Origin of the sequence: Bradyrhizobium sp. 199 (assembly GCF_023073355.1) — a bacterium.
GTDB lineage: Bacteria > Pseudomonadota > Alphaproteobacteria > Rhizobiales > Xanthobacteraceae > Bradyrhizobium.
The window spans coordinates 171,982-192,047 of sequence record NZ_JADPJI010000008.1; the positions used below are offsets into that span (position 1 = coordinate 171,982).

Annotated in this window: 17 protein-coding genes; 8 read left to right on the forward strand and 9 right to left on the reverse strand. The window is 64.4% G+C overall.

Annotation, left to right across the window (positions count from 1 at the left end; genetic code table 11):
- Positions 1-706: 706 nt before the first annotated feature.
- The 4 genes from IVB28_RS23255 to IVB28_RS23270 all read right to left on the reverse strand — a co-directional run bounded on the left by IVB28_RS23255 (position 707) and on the right by IVB28_RS23270 (position 5,327).
- Positions 707-1,687, reverse strand: a complete 981-nt coding sequence (locus IVB28_RS23255) for an SDR family oxidoreductase (RefSeq protein WP_247529317.1) — start codon at positions 1,685-1,687, stop codon at positions 707-709.
- 537 nt (positions 1,688-2,224) lie between these two features.
- Complete coding sequence (locus tag IVB28_RS23260) at positions 2,225-2,629, reverse strand: YccF domain-containing protein (protein WP_247529318.1); 405 nt, start codon at positions 2,627-2,629, stop codon at positions 2,225-2,227.
- A gap of 212 nt (positions 2,630-2,841) precedes the next feature.
- Positions 2,842-4,386 carry an acyl-CoA synthetase gene (locus IVB28_RS23265; protein WP_247529319.1) on the reverse strand — a complete coding sequence of 515 codons (1,545 nt, stop codon included), beginning with the start codon at positions 4,384-4,386 and terminating at the stop codon, positions 2,842-2,844.
- Between the two features lie 131 nt (positions 4,387-4,517).
- The gene (locus IVB28_RS23270) at positions 4,518-5,327 is read right to left on the reverse strand and encodes a crotonase/enoyl-CoA hydratase family protein (RefSeq protein WP_247529320.1); all 810 of its coding nucleotides are present in this window, start codon (positions 5,325-5,327) and stop codon (positions 4,518-4,520) included.
- Positions 5,328-5,444: 117 nt separating this feature from the next.
- On the opposite strand from IVB28_RS23270, the gene IVB28_RS23275 reads away from it, so the two are divergent.
- Both IVB28_RS23275 and IVB28_RS23280 read left to right on the forward strand, forming a co-directional pair.
- A complete protein-coding gene (locus IVB28_RS23275; RefSeq protein ID WP_247529321.1) occupies positions 5,445-6,317 on the forward strand; it encodes an SDR family oxidoreductase in 873 nt (290 codons plus the stop codon).
- Between the two features lie 272 nt (positions 6,318-6,589).
- The gene (locus IVB28_RS23280; RefSeq protein ID WP_247529322.1) at positions 6,590-8,167 is read left to right on the forward strand and encodes a fatty acid--CoA ligase; all 1,578 of its coding nucleotides are present in this window, start codon (positions 6,590-6,592) and stop codon (positions 8,165-8,167) included.
- Between the two features lie 173 nt (positions 8,168-8,340).
- On the opposite strand, the gene IVB28_RS23285 is transcribed toward IVB28_RS23280, so the two are convergent.
- A complete protein-coding gene (locus IVB28_RS23285) occupies positions 8,341-9,615 on the reverse strand; it encodes an acyl-CoA dehydrogenase family protein (RefSeq protein WP_247529323.1) in 1,275 nt (424 codons plus the stop codon).
- Positions 9,616-9,828: 213 nt separating this feature from the next.
- Between IVB28_RS23285 and IVB28_RS23290 the strand changes: the two genes are divergently transcribed.
- Entirely contained in the window at positions 9,829-10,608 is a 780-nt protein-coding gene (locus IVB28_RS23290; protein ID WP_247529324.1) for an enoyl-CoA hydratase-related protein, read from the forward strand.
- Positions 10,609-10,715: 107 nt separating this feature from the next.
- Here the strand turns inward: IVB28_RS23290 and IVB28_RS23295 are convergent, their stop codons facing one another.
- From IVB28_RS23295 to IVB28_RS23305, 3 genes are read right to left on the reverse strand one after another with little or no spacing between them, the layout of a single operon-like run.
- Positions 10,716-11,093 carry a DUF6285 domain-containing protein gene (locus IVB28_RS23295; RefSeq protein WP_247529325.1) on the reverse strand — a complete coding sequence of 126 codons (378 nt, stop codon included), beginning with the start codon at positions 11,091-11,093 and terminating at the stop codon, positions 10,716-10,718.
- A gap of 3 nt (positions 11,094-11,096) precedes the next feature.
- The gene (locus tag IVB28_RS23300) at positions 11,097-12,083 is read right to left on the reverse strand and encodes a phosphotransferase family protein (RefSeq protein ID WP_247529326.1); all 987 of its coding nucleotides are present in this window, start codon (positions 12,081-12,083) and stop codon (positions 11,097-11,099) included.
- Positions 12,080-12,868, reverse strand: coding sequence for an enoyl-CoA hydratase/isomerase (locus IVB28_RS23305; RefSeq protein ID WP_247529327.1), 789 nt, complete (start codon positions 12,866-12,868; stop codon positions 12,080-12,082). Before IVB28_RS23305 ends, IVB28_RS23300 begins: the two co-directional genes overlap by 4 nt.
- 178 nt (positions 12,869-13,046) lie before the next feature.
- Between IVB28_RS23305 and IVB28_RS23310 the strand changes: the two genes are divergently transcribed.
- The 3 genes from IVB28_RS23310 to IVB28_RS23320 all read left to right on the forward strand — a co-directional run bounded on the left by IVB28_RS23310 (position 13,047) and on the right by IVB28_RS23320 (position 15,907).
- Positions 13,047-13,826 carry an SDR family oxidoreductase gene (locus tag IVB28_RS23310; RefSeq protein WP_247529328.1) on the forward strand — a complete coding sequence of 260 codons (780 nt, stop codon included), beginning with the start codon at positions 13,047-13,049 and terminating at the stop codon, positions 13,824-13,826.
- 129 nt (positions 13,827-13,955) lie between these two features.
- Entirely contained in the window at positions 13,956-14,336 is a 381-nt protein-coding gene (locus IVB28_RS23315; protein ID WP_247529329.1) for a VOC family protein, read from the forward strand.
- A 293-nt stretch (positions 14,337-14,629) separates the two neighbouring features.
- Positions 14,630-15,907 (forward strand): acyl-CoA dehydrogenase family protein, encoded by a 1,278-nt coding sequence (locus tag IVB28_RS23320; RefSeq protein ID WP_027516797.1) that lies wholly within the window; start codon positions 14,630-14,632, stop codon positions 15,905-15,907.
- A 116-nt stretch (positions 15,908-16,023) separates the two neighbouring features.
- On the opposite strand, the gene yghU is transcribed toward IVB28_RS23320, so the two are convergent.
- Entirely contained in the window at positions 16,024-16,899 is an 876-nt protein-coding gene (gene yghU / locus IVB28_RS23325) for a glutathione-dependent disulfide-bond oxidoreductase (protein ID WP_247529330.1), read from the reverse strand.
- A gap of 390 nt (positions 16,900-17,289) precedes the next feature.
- On the opposite strand from yghU, the gene IVB28_RS23330 reads away from it, so the two are divergent.
- On the forward strand, positions 17,290-18,423 hold the full coding sequence (locus tag IVB28_RS23330) for a nitronate monooxygenase (RefSeq protein WP_247529331.1): 1,134 nt from the start codon (positions 17,290-17,292) through the stop codon (positions 18,421-18,423).
- Positions 18,424-18,539: 116 nt separating this feature from the next.
- Complete coding sequence (locus IVB28_RS23335) at positions 18,540-20,057, forward strand: acetyl-CoA acetyltransferase (RefSeq protein WP_247529332.1); 1,518 nt, start codon at positions 18,540-18,542, stop codon at positions 20,055-20,057.
- Positions 20,058-20,066 lie beyond the last annotated feature (9 nt).

Here is a 20,066-nt window from a genome sequence, read left to right on the forward strand (position 1 = left end):
ATATTTTTCTACCGCAGCGCAAGGTGAACTTGGGAGCGGTGCACACTGCCGCCGCTCGTATCCCGGACGCGCTGCAACGCCCTTTGTGCGTCGAAGACGCGCGTAAACGCGCTGGTGGCGTTGCTGCGCAGAGCCGGGACCCAGCAGCTACCGAGCACACTGCCGAAATATGGGCCCCTGCTCAGCAGCGCATCGCTGAAGAAGCGCGGCGCTGCGTCCGGGGCACGAGAGCTGCAATCTTATCAATAAACATGCCTTCGCGGTCTCGCGGCGCGTTCCGCCCGAGCTGTGCTGTCCGTTTCGCCCTCTCTCAAAACAAAGGGCGCAGGGAAGGCCGGGCGCCGGCTAGCACCAGGGTCCGCACGCGGAAGACGCACGCGGGTGACCACAGGTGACGCCGGGACATCCCGGCCTTCCCTGCGCAATGGTTTTACGGCTTATGGCGTGCTCTCCCCGGGGAGCGATGCACTATTGCCCCTCTCGCCTTGCGGATGACTGGTGCGCGCGCCCGGTCGGGCCGCTTCACCACCGCAAGCCTTGACGCACAGGCCCCGGGCGTCAGGACCACACGCTTTTGCCGTCCGCGGACATCCCCTCCCAAATCTTCGGAAGCTCGCGCGTGCTCGCCCCCGTAGGGTCGCGAAGGGCCGACAGGCGACGTAGCCGGTTTGATTGAACATAAGAGAGGGCGCCAAGTGAGGCGAGCTCAAGTTAAGTGACGGCGAAACTTCTTGATGATCTCGCGAAAGTTAGGACGGAAGAGGCGTAGTGCACGATCGGCCCAGTATTTTTTCCATCCACCCGCCACGCTGTACGGCCCGGTCGGAGCGAACAGGTTTCCCGTCGTCGGCGACTCACAGCCAGGCTCGAATTGGACCGCAGGTGCGGCGCGCGCAACGACGCGTTCGACCAGCATGGGTGCGAACTTAAGCGCGACGCTCAGCATATAACCTGACGCTCCAACGATGACCTCGCGGCGTGGCCGCTCAGAGAGGCTCACGATAGTCTGCGCCACGCGCTCGGACGCTATTACCGGAAAAATCGAGCGTGCCCTTCGCCCGAATACGTTGCCGAGCTTGCTGAAGATGGGCGTATCCACTGCCCACGGCATGACCGCTGAAATGTGGATGCCGGGGACCTGCTCGAACTCCTGCCGTAGGCAGGCGGTGAAGCCCCGAATGGCGAACTTGGAGGCGACGTAAGGACTGGCGAAAGGCTCGCCCATCATACCCAACATCGAACTCGTGTTGATGAGGACACCGCAATCGCCTTGCGTCCGAAACTGTGACAGCGCCACGCGGGAGCCGTTGACGCATCCGAGGAAATTCGTCTCAACGACGCGTCTAAAGGCGTCGAGCGGAATATCTTCGAATCGGCCGAGCAGAAGAACGGCCGCGCAGTTCACCCAGACGTCGATCCTGCCATAGGCCGCAGCCGCCGTGTCCCGGATGCGCTCGACGGCGGCGTGATCGGTCAGATCTGCCGCGCATGCAACCGCTTCCGCACCGTGTGCCTGGCAGCAGCGAACCACCACCTCCAATGCGGCGGCCTCCCGACCGACGAGCACCACGCGTGCCTTTCGCGCGGCGAAGGCAAGCGCAGTCGCGCGGCCAATGCCGCTGGATGCTCCCGTGACAACCACGACGGGCGCATCGTGCCGACCGGTCATGGCCAGATCGCTACGCACGAGTACGGTCCGTGGTTGTTGGCCGCGCAACTGCCGATGCCTGCGCCGGTGCTTCGGGATGCACACCCGATGCGGTGCTGATAGACCAGATCACCGCCCTTCCAGCCCGTAAACAGCAGGATTCCGACAACGACAGCGGATAGAAAAATGCCCCACAGCGATCCCAGTCAGATCGGTTTGAGCCATGGTCGGTCTCGCTCTGATTGAACGTTCCGACAGTAACGCAGCACGTAACAGGCTCGTTCCTGTAGGTGCGGAGGAGGTGCGTCGATTGCGGGCGGTCGAGCGCCCGGACGGGGCGCTGGAGGTGGAAGCCTCGAAGCACGCGGCGCTTGAATCCTCGCCAACGGACGCGGCGGAATCAGCTTCGGATCAATCGGTGCAGACCTCTACCTGTCACTTCTGGTCCACCGCGAACAGCGGACATTCTCGAACCGGCCCGGTTGGCCCGACACGGGCCAGGAGCCGCCTTCACGCGCCCCGCAGCGGTAGGTCGGCAACCCGCCAAAGCCGACATTTCGCCTACGCGTTCGCATCTCAAGCTGGCACGATCACCTTGCCAATCGGCCAGAGCGCGATGCCGGCGAGCTTCAGATGCGCCCATGCGAACGGGATGCCGATGATGGTCACTGCAAGCACCACCGCCGTCACGAGATGGCCGAGCGCGAGCCACCAGCCGGCCAGCACGAACCAGATGATGTTGCCGATCAGCCCGAGCGGGCCGGTGCCGATATCGCTCATGCCGGTGACATCGTAGCGGTTGACCGCCTTTGAACCGAACGGCAGCAGCGTGTAGACGGCGATATTGAACGCCGCCCGCGCCCAGGGCAGGCCGATGATGGTGACGGCCATGATGACCGCCGCGATCAGCCAGCCGAACGCCATCCAGGCGCCGCCGATCAGGATCCAGAGGATGTTGAGAAGATGGGAAAGGGGGGCCATGGCATGATCCGGGAGACAGTGATCCCCTTCATATAGGCGCGAAATCTGTCTCTGCTAAGACGACAAAGCAAATCGCAGCGCCGGGCTACGGACCGTCCGTATCCCGTAGGCTGGGCAAACGCGCGTTTGCGCCGTGCCCACGATCTTCCTCCGTCATGAGAATTTGGTGGGCACGCTTCGCTTTGCCCACCCTACGGCACTACGGCACCTCCTCAGATCTTCCGGCCCGCCTGCTCCCAATAGGGATCGCGCAGACGGCGTTTGAAGATTTTTCCGGAGTCCTCGCGCGGCAGGCCGGTGCGGATCTCGATGTGCTTGGGCACCTTGTAATCGGCCAGATGCGCCTTCAGCGCGGCGCGAACATTGGCGGCTTCCAGCGTGATGCCCGGCTGCGGCTCCACCACCGCCATCAGCGCCTCTCCGAACTCGGCGTCGGGGATGCCGAACACGGCGCAATCATGCACGCCGGGCACCGCGTGCAGCACCGACTCGATCTCGGCCGGATAGATGTTGACGCCCCCTGATATCACCATGTCTCGCTTGCGGTCGCAGATGAAGACATAACCGTCTTCGTCGATGTAGCCGACATCGCCGGAGGTGATGAAGCCGTCGCGGTCGATCTCGGCGCGCTTGTCCGGCTTGTTGTGATAGGTGAAATCGGCAAGCCCGGCCATGCGCGAATAGATCTCGCCGATCTCTCCGGCCGGCAGCACGCGGCCGTCTTCGCCGAGGAAGCGCAGCTCCGCGCCGGGCGAAATCTTGCCGACCGTGCCCGGCTTTCGCAGCGCGTCTTCGGAGGTGGCGAAGGTGACCGCGCTGGATTCGGTCGAGCCGTAGAATTCGTAGATCACCGGCCCCCACCACTCGATCATGGCGCGCTTGACCTCCGCCGGACACGGCGCGGCGGCGTGGATGACGTGGCGCAGCGAAGAGACGTCATATTTCCTACGCACCTCCTCCGGCAGCTTCATCAGGCGGATGAACATGGTCGGCACCATGAAGATGGTGTCGATCTCAAAGCGCTCGATCAGCTCCAGGAACTCTTCTGCCTCGAAGCGCGGCATCAGCACCAGCGCACCGCCGAGCTTGCCGGCGCGGATGCCGAACGAGTTCGGCGCGGAATGATAGAGCGGTCCCGGCAGGATCGCTCGGGCGCCGGGCTTGAGACCATAGATCATCGCGCGCATGCGCTCGCCGGCGGCCTGCTGTTCCGGCGTCGGCGCGTTGCGGCGGACGCCCTTGGGATGGCCCGTGGTGCCCGAGGTGTAGATCATGTTCATCGGCTGCGGCACGACCGGGCCGTCATAGGGGTGGAATTGCGCGAGCCAGGATTCGAAATCGATAGCGAAAGCCGGTGTCGTCAGATGGCCCGGATCGATCTTGTAGTTGGACAGGATCTCCGGCGGCGTCGGCACGCTCAGCACGGTGACGCCTTCCGGAATCGTATCGCGCAACGAATGCAGCATGTCGGCATGTCCGATCAGCACTGAGGTGCCGGTATCCTCAAGGATATAGCTGATCTCCTCCGGCTTGAAATGCCAGTTGATCGGCACGCCATAGGCACCGAGCCGCATGGCGGCGTAGGCGGCTTCGAGGAAGGCAATGTCGTTGCGCATCAGCATGCAGACGCAATCGCCTGGCTTGACGCCGAGCTTGGCAAGCCCTGAGGCGATGCGGTCGGCGCGAGCGGCGACCTCAGTGTGAGAACGACCGCGCTCGCCGGAGACGATGCCGAGAAATTGGGAGGTTTCGCTCATTGTTGTTTTTCTTTGTTGTCATGTTGTCATTCCGGGATGGTCCGAAGGACCAGACCCGGAATCTCGAGGTTCTCAGGTGCGCAATTGCGCACCATAGTTCGATGCTACGCATCGCCCCGGAACGACAGCAATCAATCCGCAAACTTCGCCGCGCGCTTCTCCAGATTCGATCGCACCGCCTCGGTCTGGTTCGCACTGCCGATCAGCTTCTGCTGCTCGACCGACTCCGCAAGCAGTGCCGGGCCCGGATCGACCGAGAGATTGTTCAGCAGGCGCTTGGCCGCGCGGATCGCATCGGGGCTCTTGCCGGCGATCTCCCGCGCGGCTTCGAGGGCGGCGGCGCGCGGGTCGTCGCAGATGCGCGTGGCGAGGCCGTAAGCCAACGCCTCCTGCGCCGAGAAAATGCGGCCGGTGTAGGTGAGATCGCGCAAAATATCGTCGCGCACGAGCGAAGCCAGGATCGGCGTGCCCGCCATATCGGGGATGAGGCCCCATTTGATCTCCATCACCGACATCCGTGCGTCCGCCGAGAGGAATCGCATGTCGGCGCCGAGCGAGAGCTGGAAGCCGCCGCCGAAGGCGACACCGTGCACGGCCGCGATCACAGGCACCGGAAGCTGGCGCCAGCCCCACACCGCCTGTTGCGCAAAGTTGGCCTGGCCGTGCGTCCGCTTGGTGAGATCGCGATTTTCGCCACCCGGAATTCCGTTGCCGCCCTTCTCCTTCATGGCGGCAAAACGCCCCATGTCGAGTCCGGCGCAGAAGGCGCGGCCCTCGCCCGACAGCACGACCACGCGCACGCCTTTTTCCTTCGAAAGCCGCTCGGTTGCGGCAACAAGGGCCTCGAACATGGCCTGATCGAGCGCATTCATCTTGTCCGCGCGCACCAAGCGCACGTCGGCGACGCCTTCCGAGATCGAGATCGAGACGCGCTCTTCCATGGACGAATTCTCCCCTAAGTTCTTGCCTGTTCTTGTTCAGTGCCGCTTTACAGGACGACGGCGGCCGGATTTAGTCAATCGATCAATTAACCGACAATCGCGACAGGGGAAACAGCCATGTTCAAGGAAAATCTTCTGACGGGACGGCGCATCCTCGTGACCGGCGGCGGCACGGGTCTTGGCAGGTCGATGGCGGCGCGCTTCCTCCAGCTCGGCGCCGAGGTGCACATCTGCGGCCGCCGCAAGATCGTGTGCGACGAGACCGCGACCGAGCTGATGGCCGAGTATGGCGGCCGCGTCACCAGCCACGGCGTCGACATCCGCAACGCGCTCGCGGTCGAGGAGATGGTGGAGACCATCTTTCGCGACGCGCCGCTGACCGACCTCATCAACAATGCCGCCGGCAATTTCATCTCGCGCAGCGAGGAGCTGTCGCCGCGCGGCTTCGACGCCGTCGCCAACATCGTCATGCACGGCACGTTCTACGTGACGCAGGCGATCGGCAAGCGCTGGATCGCGTTGAAGCAGCCCGGCAACGTGGTGTCGATCACCACGACGTGGGTGCGCAACGGCTCGCCTTACGTGGTGCCGTCGGCGATGAGCAAGTCGGCGATCCATGCGATGACGATGTCTCTCGCCGCCGAATGGGGCCGCTACGGCATCCGGCTCAACACCATCGCGCCCGGCGAAATCCCGACCGAGGGCATGAGCAAGCGCATCAAGCCCGGTGACGAGGCGGGCGCGCGAACCAAGGCGATGAACCCGATGGGCCGCGTCGGCACCATGGAGGAATTGCAGAACGTCGCGGTGTTCCTGATCTCCGGCGGCTGCGACTGGATCTCCGGCGAGACCATCGCAATGGACGGCGCGCAGGCGCTGGCCATGGGCGGCAATTTCTACCAGCTCCGCGACTGGAGCGACGACGACTGGAAGACCGCGCGCGAGAGCATCATGGCGCAGAACGAGAAGGACCGGGCGAAGCGGGGGTGATGTCGTGCCCCGGACGCAGCGCAGCGCGCTCGTGGCCGTGCGGAGCATCATCCAGCGCGGCGTGATGCACTGCTGAGCCGGGGCCCAGCACTCTTTAGACGTGGAGAGAATGGGTCCCGGCTCTGCGCAGCAGCGCACCGAACGATGCTTCGCATCGCGGGGGAGCGCTGCAGCGCGTCCGGGACACGAGGCATGGTTTCCCCTCCCCCGTATTGTCTTTGCCCGCGGATGACGCCACACTCGCGGCATAAGAAAACGCCTGCGGGAGAAACATGACCACACAGCCACTGGCGAATCTCGCCGACATGGTGCGCGAGCGTGCGACGAGCCGCGGCAACGCGATCGCCTTTGAGTTCGAAGGCCGCGTCACCAGCTTTGCCGAGTTTGACGCCAAGACCAATCGCGTCGCCAATGCGCTTCGCGCAATGGGCGTGAGACACGGCGAGCGCATCGCCTATCTCGGCAAGAACAGCGACCTCTATTTCGAGCTCTTGATGGGCGCGATGAAGGCCGGCGTCGTGATGGCGCCGGTGAACTGGCGGCTGGCGGGACCCGAGGTCGCGTTCATCGTCGAAGATTGCAAGGCGCCCGTGCTGTTCGCAGGACCGGAGTTCATCACCCAGGTCCGCCAGATCAAGGACCGGCTGCCGGGCGTGCGCACGATCATCACCACCGAGGGCGGCGCGCCGGAGTGGCAGGATTTTGCGGCGTGGCGCGATGCGCAGAGCGGCGACGATCCGAAGATGCCGATCGACAGCCGCGACATCGCGATCCAGCTCTACACCTCCGGCACCACGGGCAAGCCGAAGGGCGCGATGCTGTCGCATGCCAACTTCCTGAACCTGGTGCAATCAGGCAATGTCGAGGACAAGCCGGAGTGGAACCGGTGGTCGACCGACGACGTGTCGCTGGTCGCCATGCCGGTGTTCCATATCGGCGGCTCCGGCTGGGGCGTGATGGGCCTCTATCACGGCGCCCGCGGCGTGATCGCGCGCGAATTCGACCCGACCAAGGTGCTGGATTTCTTCGAGCAGTCCGGCATCACAAAGCTGTTCATGGTGCCGGCGGCGATGCAGTTCGTGGTGCGGCAGCCGCGCGCTAGGACCGTGGATTTCTCGCGGCTGAAATACATGCTGTACGGCGCCTCGCCTATTCCGGCGGCGCTGCTGAAGGAGTGCATCGAGGTCTTCAAATGCGGCTTCGTGCAGATGTACGGCATGACCGAGACGACAGGCACCATCGTCGCGTTGCCGCCGGAGGATCACGTCGAAGGGCTGGAGCGGATGCGCTCTGCCGGAAAGGCGCTACCCGGCATCGAACTCGCGATCTTGGGCGCCGACGGCAAGCCGCTGCCGCCGCGCCAGGTCGGCGAGATCGCGACGCGCTCGGGCTCCAACATGGCGGGCTACTGGAATTTGCCTGAGGCGACCGCCGCGACGCTGCGCGGCGACGGCTGGCTGCGCACGGGCGATGCCGGCTACATGGACGAGGACGGCTATCTCTACATCCACGACCGCATCAAGGACATGATCATCTCCGGCGGCGAGAACATCTATCCCGCCGAGGTCGAGAGTGCGCTGTGCGATCACCCTGACGTCGCCGAGGCCGCCGTGATCGGCGTGCCCGATGACAAATGGGGCGAGGCGGTGAAGGCCATGGTGGTGATGAAGCCGGGCAAGGAGGCGAGCGCCACCGACATCATCAACTTCACCCGCGAGCGCATCGCCGGCTACAAGGCGCCGAAGAGCGTGGAGTTCCTGCCGGCGCTGCCGAGGAATCCGTCAGGGAAGATTTTGCGGCGGCAATTGAGGGAGCCGTATTGGGCGGGGAAGGACCGGCGGGTGAATTGATCGTCATTGCGAGGAGCGAAGCGAGAAGCAATCCAGACTGTTCTCAGCGGAAAGACTCTGGATTGTTTCGCTGCGCTCGCAGTGACGGTGTGGAGGCAGACACGCGCCTGTCTCCGCCGTCATTGCGAGGAGCCCTCGCGACGAAGCAATCCAGACTACCTCGCAACGTCAGTCTAGTGCTTCCCCGGCCCCATATAGCCGAACAGGAACCCCGCCACTTTCCGCATCTGGATCTCCTCGCTGCCTTCGGTGATGCGGTAGCGGCGGTGGTGGCGATAGATGTGCTCGAACGGCTTGTGGCGTGAATAGCCCATGCCGCCATGGACCTGCATGGCGCGATCGGCGGATTCGCAGCAGAGCCGGTTTGCCCAATAGTTGCACATGGAAACGCGGTCGGAGAGCGTGCGCTCGACCTGCTCCTCGGTCAGCTGATCCATCTCCCAGGCGGTCTTGCGGATCAGCAGGCGCAGCATCTCGGCCTGCGTCGCGAGTTCGACCAGCGGAAACTGGATCGCCTGGTTCTCGGCGAGCGCCCGGCCGAACGGCTTTCGCTCGCGCGCATATTTCACACTCTCGTTGATGCAGTAGACCGCCGCGCCGAGCGAGCTTGCGGCCTGGCGGATACGGTTCTGATGCACAAAACACTGCGCCAGCGACAGGCCCCGACCGACCTCGCCGAACAGCGCATCATCAGGCACGAACACGTCAGTCAAACTGACGCGGGGATGGTCGGTCGGCATGTTGAAGGTCCACATGTACTCTTCAATCTTGACGCCATGGCTCTTGGCCGGCACCAGGAAGCAGGTGATGCCGCGGGCATCGCCGTCATTACCGCCAGTGCGCGCGAACAGCGCGCAGTGGGTGGCGACGTGCATGCCGGTGGTCCACATCTTCTCGCCGTTGATGATCCAGCCCTTGACGTTGTCGCGGGTCGCCGGCACCGCGCGCGTCTCCATGTGGGTGGCGTCCGAGCCGTGATGCGGTTCGGTGAGGCCAAAGGTGATGCGATACTTGCCCTTGATCGAGCCGTCGATCATCGCCTTCTGGTCGTCGCGGCCGTAGCGGTCGAGCATGGTGACGACGGGGAAATTGCCGACGACCGAATGCTCGTTCTGAAGATCGTTGTGCAGGCCGAGACCCTTCGCGGCAAAATGCTCGCGGATCACCGCCATCCAGAGATTGGAGCCGTCCTTGCCGCCATACTGCTTCGGCACCGGAAAGCGGAGGTGGCCGGCGGCGTCCGCGAGGTCCTTGGCTTTGCGCAGCAGCGCCTCCCATTCGTGCCGCGGCAGGCCGCCATTCTCGAAATCCGTGCGCGCCCATTCGCGGCGATGATCGAAGAAGCGGATATTGTCGTCGGCTTCTTCGAGCGGCTTGATCTCGCGTTCGATGAATCGGTCGAGCTCTTCGAGATAGGCGACGAGGTCGGCAGGCAGTGAGAAATCCAAGGGTTCTCTCCCGGAATGATTTTATCGTTTTGCGTTAAGGCGCTAGGCGCGTTCTTGCTTCGCATGATTAAGCGGAGAAGAGCGCATTCAAGTCAAGCAAGGCGAGCCGTGCCAGACGTGCAAGGCGCACCAGCGCAATTCGATGGTGCTCGAGCAGGGCGGCGCGCTACTATGCCGGCAATATTCCTTCCCAAGAAAATGCGGGAGCGCGCGATGGAGCTGAAATTTTCCAAGGTGGAACGCAAAGGGCCGATCACAATCGTCACGCTGTCGCGCCCCGAGGTCTACAACGCGCTGCATACAGATGCGCATTTCGAGCTGCAAAAGGTGTTCGACGATTTCTCCGCGGATCCCGAGCAGTGGATCGCGATCGTCACCGGCGCGGGCGACAAGGCGTTCTGCGCCGGCAACGATCTGAAGTGGCAGGCGGCGGGCGGCAAGCGCGGCTGGGACAAGGGCGGCTTTGCCGGCCTCACCGCGCGCTTCGACTGCGACAAGCCGATCATCGCCGCCGTGAACGGCGTCGCCATGGGCGGCGGCTTCGAGATCGCGCTCGCCTGCGACCTCATCATCGCCTCGGACAACGCGACCTTCGCCCTGCCCGAGCCGCGCGTCGGCCTCGCCGCGCTCGCCGGCGGCCTGCACCGGCTGCCGCGGCAGATCGGGCTCAAGCGCGCCATGGGCATGATCCTGACCGCACGCCATGTCAGCGCCAAGGAGGGCCACGAGCTCGGCTTCGTCAACGAGGTGGTGCCGCAGGGCGAAGCGCTCACCGCCGCGCTGCGCTGGGCCGAGATGATCAGCAAGAACTCGCCGATGTCGATCCGGGCGTCGAAGCAGGCGACTCAGAAGGGGCTTGGCGTCTCGCTGGAGCAGGCGATCGACGAGCAGCGCGAGTATCCCGCGGTAAAGGCTATGGTGGCCTCGCAGGACTACATCGAGGGACCGAAGGCGTTTTCGGAGAAGCGGCCGCCGAAATGGGTAGGGAAGTAGACTGTTTCCTCGTCGTTGCGAGCGTAGCGAAGCAATCCAGATCGCCTCCGCATTAGGTAGTCTGGATTGCTTCGTCGCAAGGGCTTCTCGCAATGACGGGGAGAGGCCTACCCGCCCGGCCCCAACTCCCGCTTGTAGGACGCGTAGTTCGGCTGGTCGACTGCGAGCTTGTCCATCGTGGTCGCCCACAGATGCTCGGCGAGGCCCGGGGTTGCGAGGTCGACCTCGCCTTTCGCTATTCGCTCGGCGAGCACGAGATTGAGCTCGGTGACAGAGCCGTCCATACCAAGCAGTGCACGCAGGCGCTCCACCTCCCTGGCATCACTCCCCGCCTCCCGCGTCAGCTGCCGCGTCACGAGGTCGAGGATGTTGATGGCGACGCGCAGCTTGAAGGCCTCGTGGCCGGAGATCAGCGGCGTGATGTCGTTGCGGAGGAAGTCGGCGACTGACTTGGTCAGCTCGACCGGGGTCGGCTCGTCCTGCATGTGTCAACTCCCGCGCGGGGCCACGAGCCGCAACAGATCGATTTCGGTCTCGGAGGCGCGGCGGCCGATCATGGCGCGCTCCATGGAATGGTCGGGGCCCTCGCGGAATCGTTGCATCATGCCGCCGCACATGATGCCCCAGCGCAGCGTGCCCATCACTTCCCAGAATTTGACGCGCGCCGGATCGACCTTGCGCCCCACGGCTTCATAGCCGGCGAACAGTTCCTCACGCGAGCCAAATCCGCCGACCGGCTTGTCGATCTCGCCGAAACGCCAGGAATTGACGCAGACCCAGCCGAGATCCTCCATTGGGTCGCCGAGATGGGCGAGTTCCCAGTCGAGCACGGCGCGCACGCCGTCGGCGCCGATGATGAGATTACCGTTGCGGAAATCGCCGTGCACCAGCGTGGTCTCGCCCGACGGGCCGGGATCGCGATCGCGCAGCCAGCGCAGCGCCAGCTCAAACACCGGCTTGGGCCAATTCAGGCTGCGATAATCGCGCTCGAACTCGGCGATCTCCTGAGTTGCCCCTCGGCTGCGCAGCTCCGGCAGCTTGTCCTTTGGCAGTCGATGCAGGCCAGCGAGAATGCCGCCGATCTGCCGCGCGAGTTGCGGCCGCGCCGCCGCATATTCGTCATCGCGAAGAATCTTGCGCGCGATGGTCTCGCCTTCGACCCGCTGCATGATGAAGCCAGTGCCGAGGTCATCCTCCGGCACCAGCACATGCATCACGCGCGGCGAGGGCAATCCCGCCTCGAAGGCGCGTTGCATCAGCTGCGCCTCAGCGCCAAGGCCTGCCGCGCGGCTTGGCGCCGCGCCATAGCCTTTCGGCGAGCGGCGCAGGATCGCGCCGATCGGCCCGCCGGGATGCACGATATCGAAGCGCCAGGTTTCCTGGCTGGCGCCGCCGGACAGTTTTGCCGCGCCGGTGACGCCGGTCGCCCCCTTGCACCAGCGCTGAACGCTACGCGAAAGCTCCGCCTCGATCATTTGCCTTTGAACTGCGCGGGCCGCTTCTCCAGGAACGCGCCGACGCCCTCGCGGAAATCCTGGGTGTCGCCGGCACGGAGCTGGCACTGGAATTCGAGGTTGAGCTGATCCTCGAAGGAATTTTCCGGGCTGTCCCAGTAGAGCTTGCGGATCAGCGACAGCGCGATTGTCGGCCCGCTGGCGAGATCGCGCGCGAGCTTCATCGCCTCCTCCATCAGCACGCCGTCATCGTGGACGCGGTTGACGAGGCCCCATTCCAGCGCCTTCTCGGCCGGCAGCCGCTCGCCCATCAGCGACAATTCGATCGAACGCGCCCGGCCGATGAGGCGCGGCAACAGCCAGGTCGAGCCGCAATCCGGCACGAGGCCGATGCGACGGAAGGCCTGAAGGAAGTAAGAGGAACGCGCGCATAAAATCATGTCGCCAAGCAGCGCGAAGCTCATGCCGGCGCCCGCGGCCGGGCCGTTGACCGCGGTCACGATCGGGCAGTGCAGATTGCGGATGCGACGCAGGAAGGGATGAAAGCCGGTCTCCAGCGTCAGGCCGGCCTTGGTCTTCTTCGACTGGTTGTTGCGGCCCTGGAGATTTGCACCCGTGCAGAACGCCCGCCCCGCGCCGGTCAAGACGACGCAGCGCACCTCGTCCTTCTTCTCCTCGATCGTGTCGAGCGCTTCGGCGAGACCGCCCAGCATGTCCACGGAGACCGCGTTCATCACCTCCTGATGGTCGAGCTTGAGGATCGCGACCGAACCATCGAAATCGAGCGTGACGTGTTTGAACTGCATGGTTTCCTCGTGAGTTGGTCCTAGCGATGTTTCGCAGGCCGGAATTGCTTTTGCCGGACTGCATATTTGATTTTCGGCGCGGTCTTGTCCATGGTGATCGGAGCATAGCAAGCAATCTTGCGCGCAGCGGCTGATGCGCCGCAGACCAAGAAGACTCGCCAAAAGCAGGAAACGCGCCATGAACCTTTTCGACCTCACCGGCCGCGCGGCCGTGATCACCGGCGGCAATGGCGGCATCGGGCTCGGCATCGCGCAGGCGCTCGCCGGCCAGGGCTGCAACGTCTCGATCTGGGGCCGTAATGCCGACAAGAACAAGGCTGCTGCCGCGAGCATGGCAGGGCTTTCAGGCAAGGTCGACACCCGCGTCTGCGACGTCACCGATCCAGCCTCTGTCACCGCCGCAATGAAGGCGACGCTCGACATTTTCGGCCGGGTCGACGGTTGCTTCGCCAATGCCGGTATCGGCGGCGGCGGCCGGCGCTCCTTCGTCGAGCGCACCGAGGAGGAATGGCGAACGATGTTCGCGACCAATCTCGACGGCGTATTCCACGCGTTCCAGGCCGCCGCGCGCCACATGACCGATCGCGCCAACGCCGGCGATCCCTTCGGTCGTCTGGTGGCGACCTCGAGTCTGGCCTCGATCTTCGGCACCGCGCGCAACGAACATTATGCCGCTACCAAGGCCGCGATCAACGCGCTGGTGCGCGCGCTCGGCGTCGAGCTGGCGCGCCACGGGGTCACTGCCAATGCGATCCTGCCCGGCTGGATCAAGAGCGACATGACATCAGGTCTCATGGCGAACGAGAAGTTCGTCGCCAATGTGATGCCGCGGATTCCGGTGCGGCGCTTCGGCGAGCCAAGCGATTTCGGCGGCATCGCGGTGTATCTGATGAGCAAGGCGTCGTCGTACCACACGGCGGATACGTTCGTGATCGACGGCGGCTATACGGCGTTTTGATCTCCTGTAGGGTGGGCAGTGGCGCTCTTGCACCCTGCCCACCAGAAGCATTGTCCAATGTCGCCGTGGGCACGCTGCGCTTTGCCCACGCTACGCCTCCTCATTTTAAGCGCAGAAGGGAATGGGCGAATGTTCTCGCACGTGATGATCGGCACCAACGATCTCGACAAGGCCAAATCATTCTACGACAACCTGCTGAGCACGCTCGAGGTGCGGCCGGCCAGGGTCGACGGCCACCGCATCTTCTACATCACCAAGACAGGCGTGTTCTCGGTATCGAAGCCGATCAACGGCGAGGCGGCAACCTGCGCGAATGGCGGCACCATCGGCTTTGCCGCCAACTCGCCGGAGCAGGTCGATGCCTGGCACGCGGCTGGTGTCGCGGCCGGCGCAAAATCGATCGAGGATCCACCCGGCGTGCGTCAGGGCCCGGGCGGAAAGCTGTACCTCGCCTATTTGCGCGACCTCGACGGCAACAAGATCTGCGCGATGCATCGGATGCCGAGCTAGCCACGTCACTGCTGTCGTGCCCCGGCTTGACGGGGGCATCCAGTACGCCGCGGCCGTGCGGCGCAATCACTGCCGTGTTTGGGATGCTGGATCGCCCGATTAAATCGGGCGATGACAGCGGAGAACATGGCATGGGCGCGCTCAATCCTCACCCCATTCAAACAACATTTCAAACGCGCCCGCGATATTCCATCGCATGGCATGGCTCCGTTTGTGAAAATGCGCGCTCGCACTTTGGCCGCGCTGCGACTATTCTTGCGCCCAGAATGATCTCAAGCCTCCCGGGAGGAACAATGACAAAACACACCTACATTCCCCGCACCACGAACTACACCCTCAATCCCGGCGACGAGCTCAACGACTTGCGCATGTCGGACCAGGTCCGGCCGCTCTACGATCACGTCAGGAAATTCATCCGCGACACCGTCGAGCCGATGTCGATCGAGTTCGCCAAGGCAGGTGAAGGCAAGGAAGACCGCTGGAGCTTCACGCCGAAGCAGCTCGAGGTGCTGGAGAAGGCCAAGAACAAGGCCAAGCAGGAAGGCCTCTGGAACTTCTTCCTGCCCGATGACGAAACCGGCCAGGGCCTGAAGAATCTCGACTACGCCTATATCGCCTCCGAGCTCGGCAAGAGCCCGCTGGCCTCGGAGAGCATGAACTGCTCGGCGCCGGACACCGGCAACATGGAGGTGCTGGAGCGCGTCGGCACCAAGGAGCAGAAGGAGAAGTGGCTGAAGCCGCTGATGAACGGCGAGATCCGCTCGGCCTATGTCATGACCGAGCCGAACGTCGCCTCCTCCGACGCCAAGAACATCTCGACGAGCGCGAAGCTCGTCGGCGACGAATGGGTGATCAACGGCGAGAAGTACTACATCTCTGGCGTCGGCGATCCCCGCTGCAAGATCCTGATCGTGATGGTGAAGACCAATCCGGATGCCGCGCCCAGCAAGCAGCAGTCGCAGATCCTGGTGCCGCGCGACACCCCCGGCGTCGAGGTGCTCGGGCCCATGTACGTGTTCGGCCAGGACCACGCGCCGCGCGGCCACATGCACATGCGCTTCAACAACGTCCGAGTCCCGAAGGAGAACATCCTGCTCGGTGAAGGCCGCGGCTTCGAGATCTCGCAGCTTCGCCTCGGACCCGGCCGCATCCATCACTGCATGCGCACCATCGGAAAAGCCGAGAAGGCGCTCGACCTGATGGTGCAGCGTGGCCTCACCCGCGAGGCCTTCGGCAAGAAGATCGCCCATCTCGGCGGCAACATGCAGATCATCGCCCAGGCTCGCTGCGAGATCGAGGCGATGCGGCTGATGGTGCTGAAGGCGGCCAAGGCGATGGACGTGCTCGGCAACAAGGAGGCCCGCGTCTGGGTCTCCATGGTCAAGGCCATGGTGCCCGAGCGCGCCTGCAAGATCATCGACCAGTCAATCCAGATGCACGGCGCCACCGGCATCTCGCACTGGACCCCGCTCGCCGAAATGTACCAGGACGTTCGCCATCTACGCTTTGCCGACGGTCCGGACGAGGTGCACTGGATGGTGGTGGGCCGCCATGAGCTGAGCATGGCGTAAGGCACGAGATGCCGTAGGGTAGGCAAAGGCGCGCTCTTCGCGCGCCGTGCCCACCATTATACGTTCTCACAAAAGGCGGTGGGCACGCCTCGCTTTGCCCACCTACGAAGTTCGCCTTAGGTCGCGGGCGCGATCTTGTCCTGCGTCCTGGTCTCGAAATCGCTCGCGTCGTGCCGCTCGTGGAGCTGGCTGGCGGGATCGCCGGAGACGCGGTTGACCATGCGGCCGCGCTTCACGGCGGGGCGCTGCGCAATCTGGTCGGTCCAGCGCTGCACGTTCTTGTAGTCCTGCACAGAGAGGAATTCGCCGGCGCCATAGACCAGCCCCTTGGCGAGCGCACCGTACCACGGCCACACCGCCATATCGGCGATCGTGTACTCGTCGCCTGCGAGATACTCGTTGTCGGCAAGGCGCCGGTCGAGCACGTCGAGCTGGCGCTTGGTCTCCATCGCAAAACGATCGATAGCGTATTCGATCTTGGTCGGCGCGTAGGCGTAGAAATGGCCAAAGCCGCCGCCGAGATAGGGCGCGCTGCCCATCTGCCAGAACAGCCAGGACATCGCCTCGGTGCGAGTCTTGATGTCCTTCGGCAGGAAGGCGCCGAACTTCTCGGCGAGGTAGAACAGGATCGAGCCGGACTCGAACACCCGGATCGGCTCCGGGCCGGAGCGGTCCATCAGCGCCGGGATCTTGGAATTCGGATTGATGTCGACAAAGCCGCTGCCGAACTGGTCGCCATTACCGATCTTGATCAGCCAGGCGTCGTATTCCGCGCCCTTGTGGCCGAGCGCCAGAAGCTCCTCCAGCATCACCGTGACCTTCACCCCGTTCGGGGTCGCCAGCGAATAGAGCTGGAAGGGGTGCTTGCCGACCGGCAGCTCCTTGTCGTGGGTGGGACCGGCAATCGGGCGGTTGATGCTGGCGAACTGCCCGCCGTTCTCCTTGTTCCAGGTCCAGACCTTGGGCGGCACGTAGGCGGGGGTGTCGGTCATGCGAGGGGCTCCGGCGGAAAGATGCGCCTGCATTAATTAGCCCGGGAATGGCCAATGACAAGGGCACCGCAACGCATTGCCCGGCGGAGCAACTTCACGTTTTGTCATGGCAAGCTCCCTTCCCTGTCATTCAGGAGCGGCCGGAGGGCGAACCCGGAAATCCATCCGGCCGCTGGGATAGCTGGAGACACGGATTCCGGGTTCTCGCTGACGCGAGCCCCGGAATGACCGGAGATCACCCGGGTATGCCGTCGCGGATTGCGGATGGAGCGGCGGCGCCTGCACGCAAGATGCTCCGCCGAATCCGGCGTGGCATCGCCAGCGAGGATGAGCTAGTCAACCTTTGCTTCGCCAAGAGAACAGCAACGCGACGGCCGCCGGGAGAGAGCCATGAAATCGCCGATCTGCGACATGCTGGGCATCGAGTTTCCGCTGCTGGCGTTCAGCCATTGCCGCGACGTCGTCGCCGCTGTCAGCCGCGCCGGCGGCTTCGGTGTGCTGGGTGCCACCGTGCACACGCCGGATACGCTCGAACGCGAGCTGAAATGGATAGACGATCACGTCGATGGCAAGCCCTACGGCATCGACGTCCTGATCCCCGAGAACATTTCCACGTCAGGCGAGAAGGATGTCACCTGGAAAAGCCTTGAAGCGCGCGTGCCGCAGGAGCATCGCACCTACACGCGTGATCTCCTCGAGAAATATGACATCGAGCTCACCACGACCGAGGTCGCGGCCGACCAGCCGCAGCCGTTCGACGGAAAGACGGCGCTGGAGCTGCTCGAGGTCTCCTTCAATCATCCGATCCGGCTGATCGCCAATGCGCTGGGCGTGCCGCCGAAAGCGATGATCGGGATGGGCAAGAAACACGGCGTGCCGGTCGCAGCTCTCGTCGGTGCCAAGGAGCACGCGCTGCGCCAGGTCGCGGCCGGCGTCGACATCCTCGTGGTGCAGGGCACCGAGGCCGGCGGCCATTGCGGGGAGGTCTCGACCATGGTGCTGGTGCCCGAGGTGATCAAGGCGATCAAGAAAATCCGGGACGTGCCGGTGCTGGCGGCCGGCGGCATCATGACGGGGCGACAGATGGCGGCCTGCATGGCGATGGGCGCGGCCGGCGCCTGGACCGGCTCGGTGTGGCTGGCCACCGTCGAGGCCGAGACCACGGAGATTTTCCGCGAGAAGATGATCGCAGCGTCCTCGCGTGACGCCGTCCGCTCCAAGGGCCGCACCGGCAAGCCGGCGCGGCAGCTTCGCTCGGTCTGGACCGATGCCTGGGACCGCGCGCCGGACAGCCCGGGCGCGCTGCCGATGCCGCTGCAGAGCGTCATCAGCCGGGACGCCTTCAACTCGATCGATCGGGCCGCTGCGAGCGGCAACGCCAAGGCGCGCGATCTCGTCAGCTATTTCGTCGGCCAGGGCGTCGGCCTGATCGACAGCGTGAAGTCCGCGGGCGCCGTGGTACAGGAGTTCAAGGAAGAGTTCGCCGAGGCCGTCGAGCATATGAATGCGCTGGTGGCGGAGTAGTCTCTCATTGCGAGCGCAGCGAAGCAATCCAGACTGCCTCCGCAAATACATTTCTGGATTGCTTCGTCGCTTCGCTCGTCGCAATGACGAAACAACTAACATCGTGAACCGAGATTATGATTGACAAGACCAACGTCTCCCCCGACCGCACCCCCGTCATCGTCGGTGTCGGCGAGATCGTCGACCGCCCGAAGGAACTCACCGACGGTCTCGAGCCGCTCGACCTGCTCGAGCAGGCGCTGCGGCGCGCCGAGCAGGATGCCGGCGCAAAACTGCTCGGCGAGGTGCAATCGCTCGACGTCGTCAACTTCCTGAGCTGGCGCTATCGCGATCCGGAGAAGCTGTTGGCGCAGCGGCTCGGCATCTCGCCTGGGCATTGCTATTACGGTCCCGTCGGCGGCGAGAGCCCGATCCGTTACATCCACGAAGCCGCAAAGCGCATCGCGCGCGGCGAATGCAGCGTCGCGGCAGTGTGCGGCGCCGAGGCGCAGTCGACCGCGACCAAGGCCGAACGCGCGGGCGCGAAGCTACCATGGACGCCGTTCGCGCATGATGTCGAGGAGCCCAAGCGCGGCGCGGCGTTCCAGAAGCCGCTGGCGGTGAAGCTCGGCGTATTCCGGCCCGTCACGGTCTATCCTTTCTACGAGGCCGCCTCCTCGGCGTATTGGGGCCAGACGCCGCGCGAGGCGATGGCGGAATCCGGCACGCTATGGTCGCGCTATTCGGAAGCCGCCGCGCAAAATCCCAATGCCTGGCTGAAGCGGCGCTATGCGCCTGAAGAAATCACGACGCCGACCGCGGACAATCGTCTGATCGCCTGGCCCTACAACAAACTGATGGTCGCCAACCCGAGCGTCAACATGGGCGGCGCGCTGCTGCTCACCAGCCTCGCCAAGGCGCGCGCGGCGGGCATTGCCGAAGACAAATTAGTCTATCCGCTTGGCGGCGCCTCGGCGGAAGAGCCGCGCGATTATCTGCTGCGCGACCAGTTCTACGAGAGCCATCCGCAGAATGCGGTTCTGAAATCCGTGATGGATCTCGCCGGCGGCGACGGCGACAGGTTTGACGCCATCGAGCTCTACAGCTGCTTCCCTTGCGTGCCCAAGATGGCACGGCGGACCCTCGGCCTTGGTGCCGACGTGCAGCCGACCGTGACCGGCGGCCTCACCTTTTTCGGCGCGCCACTCAATACCTACATGACCCATGCGGCCTGCGCGATGGTGCGGCGTGTGCGCGACGGCGCCAGGCTAGGCCTGCTTTACGGCCAGGGCGGTTTCGTCACCAAGCACCATGCGCTGGTGGTGTCGAAGGCGCCGCCGCGCGAGGCGCTGGTGCAGGAGACCAGTGTGCAGGCGGAAGCCGACCGTAACAAGCGCGCGGTGCCGGAGTTCGTTGACGAGGCCTCGGGCAAGGGCAAGGTCGAGAGCTTCACGGTTCTCTATGGCCGCGGCGGCGATGTCGAGCAGGGCGTGGTGATGCTGCGGACCACAGATGACCGACGCACGCTGGCGCGGATCCCGGCGGGCGACAGCGCGACGCTGGCGCATCTGCTGAACATGGCGAGGACGCCGGTGGGATCGCTCGGGGAGATCGCGATGGCCGCCGATGGCGTGCCGGAATGGCGGGTGGCGTGATTTCGCGTC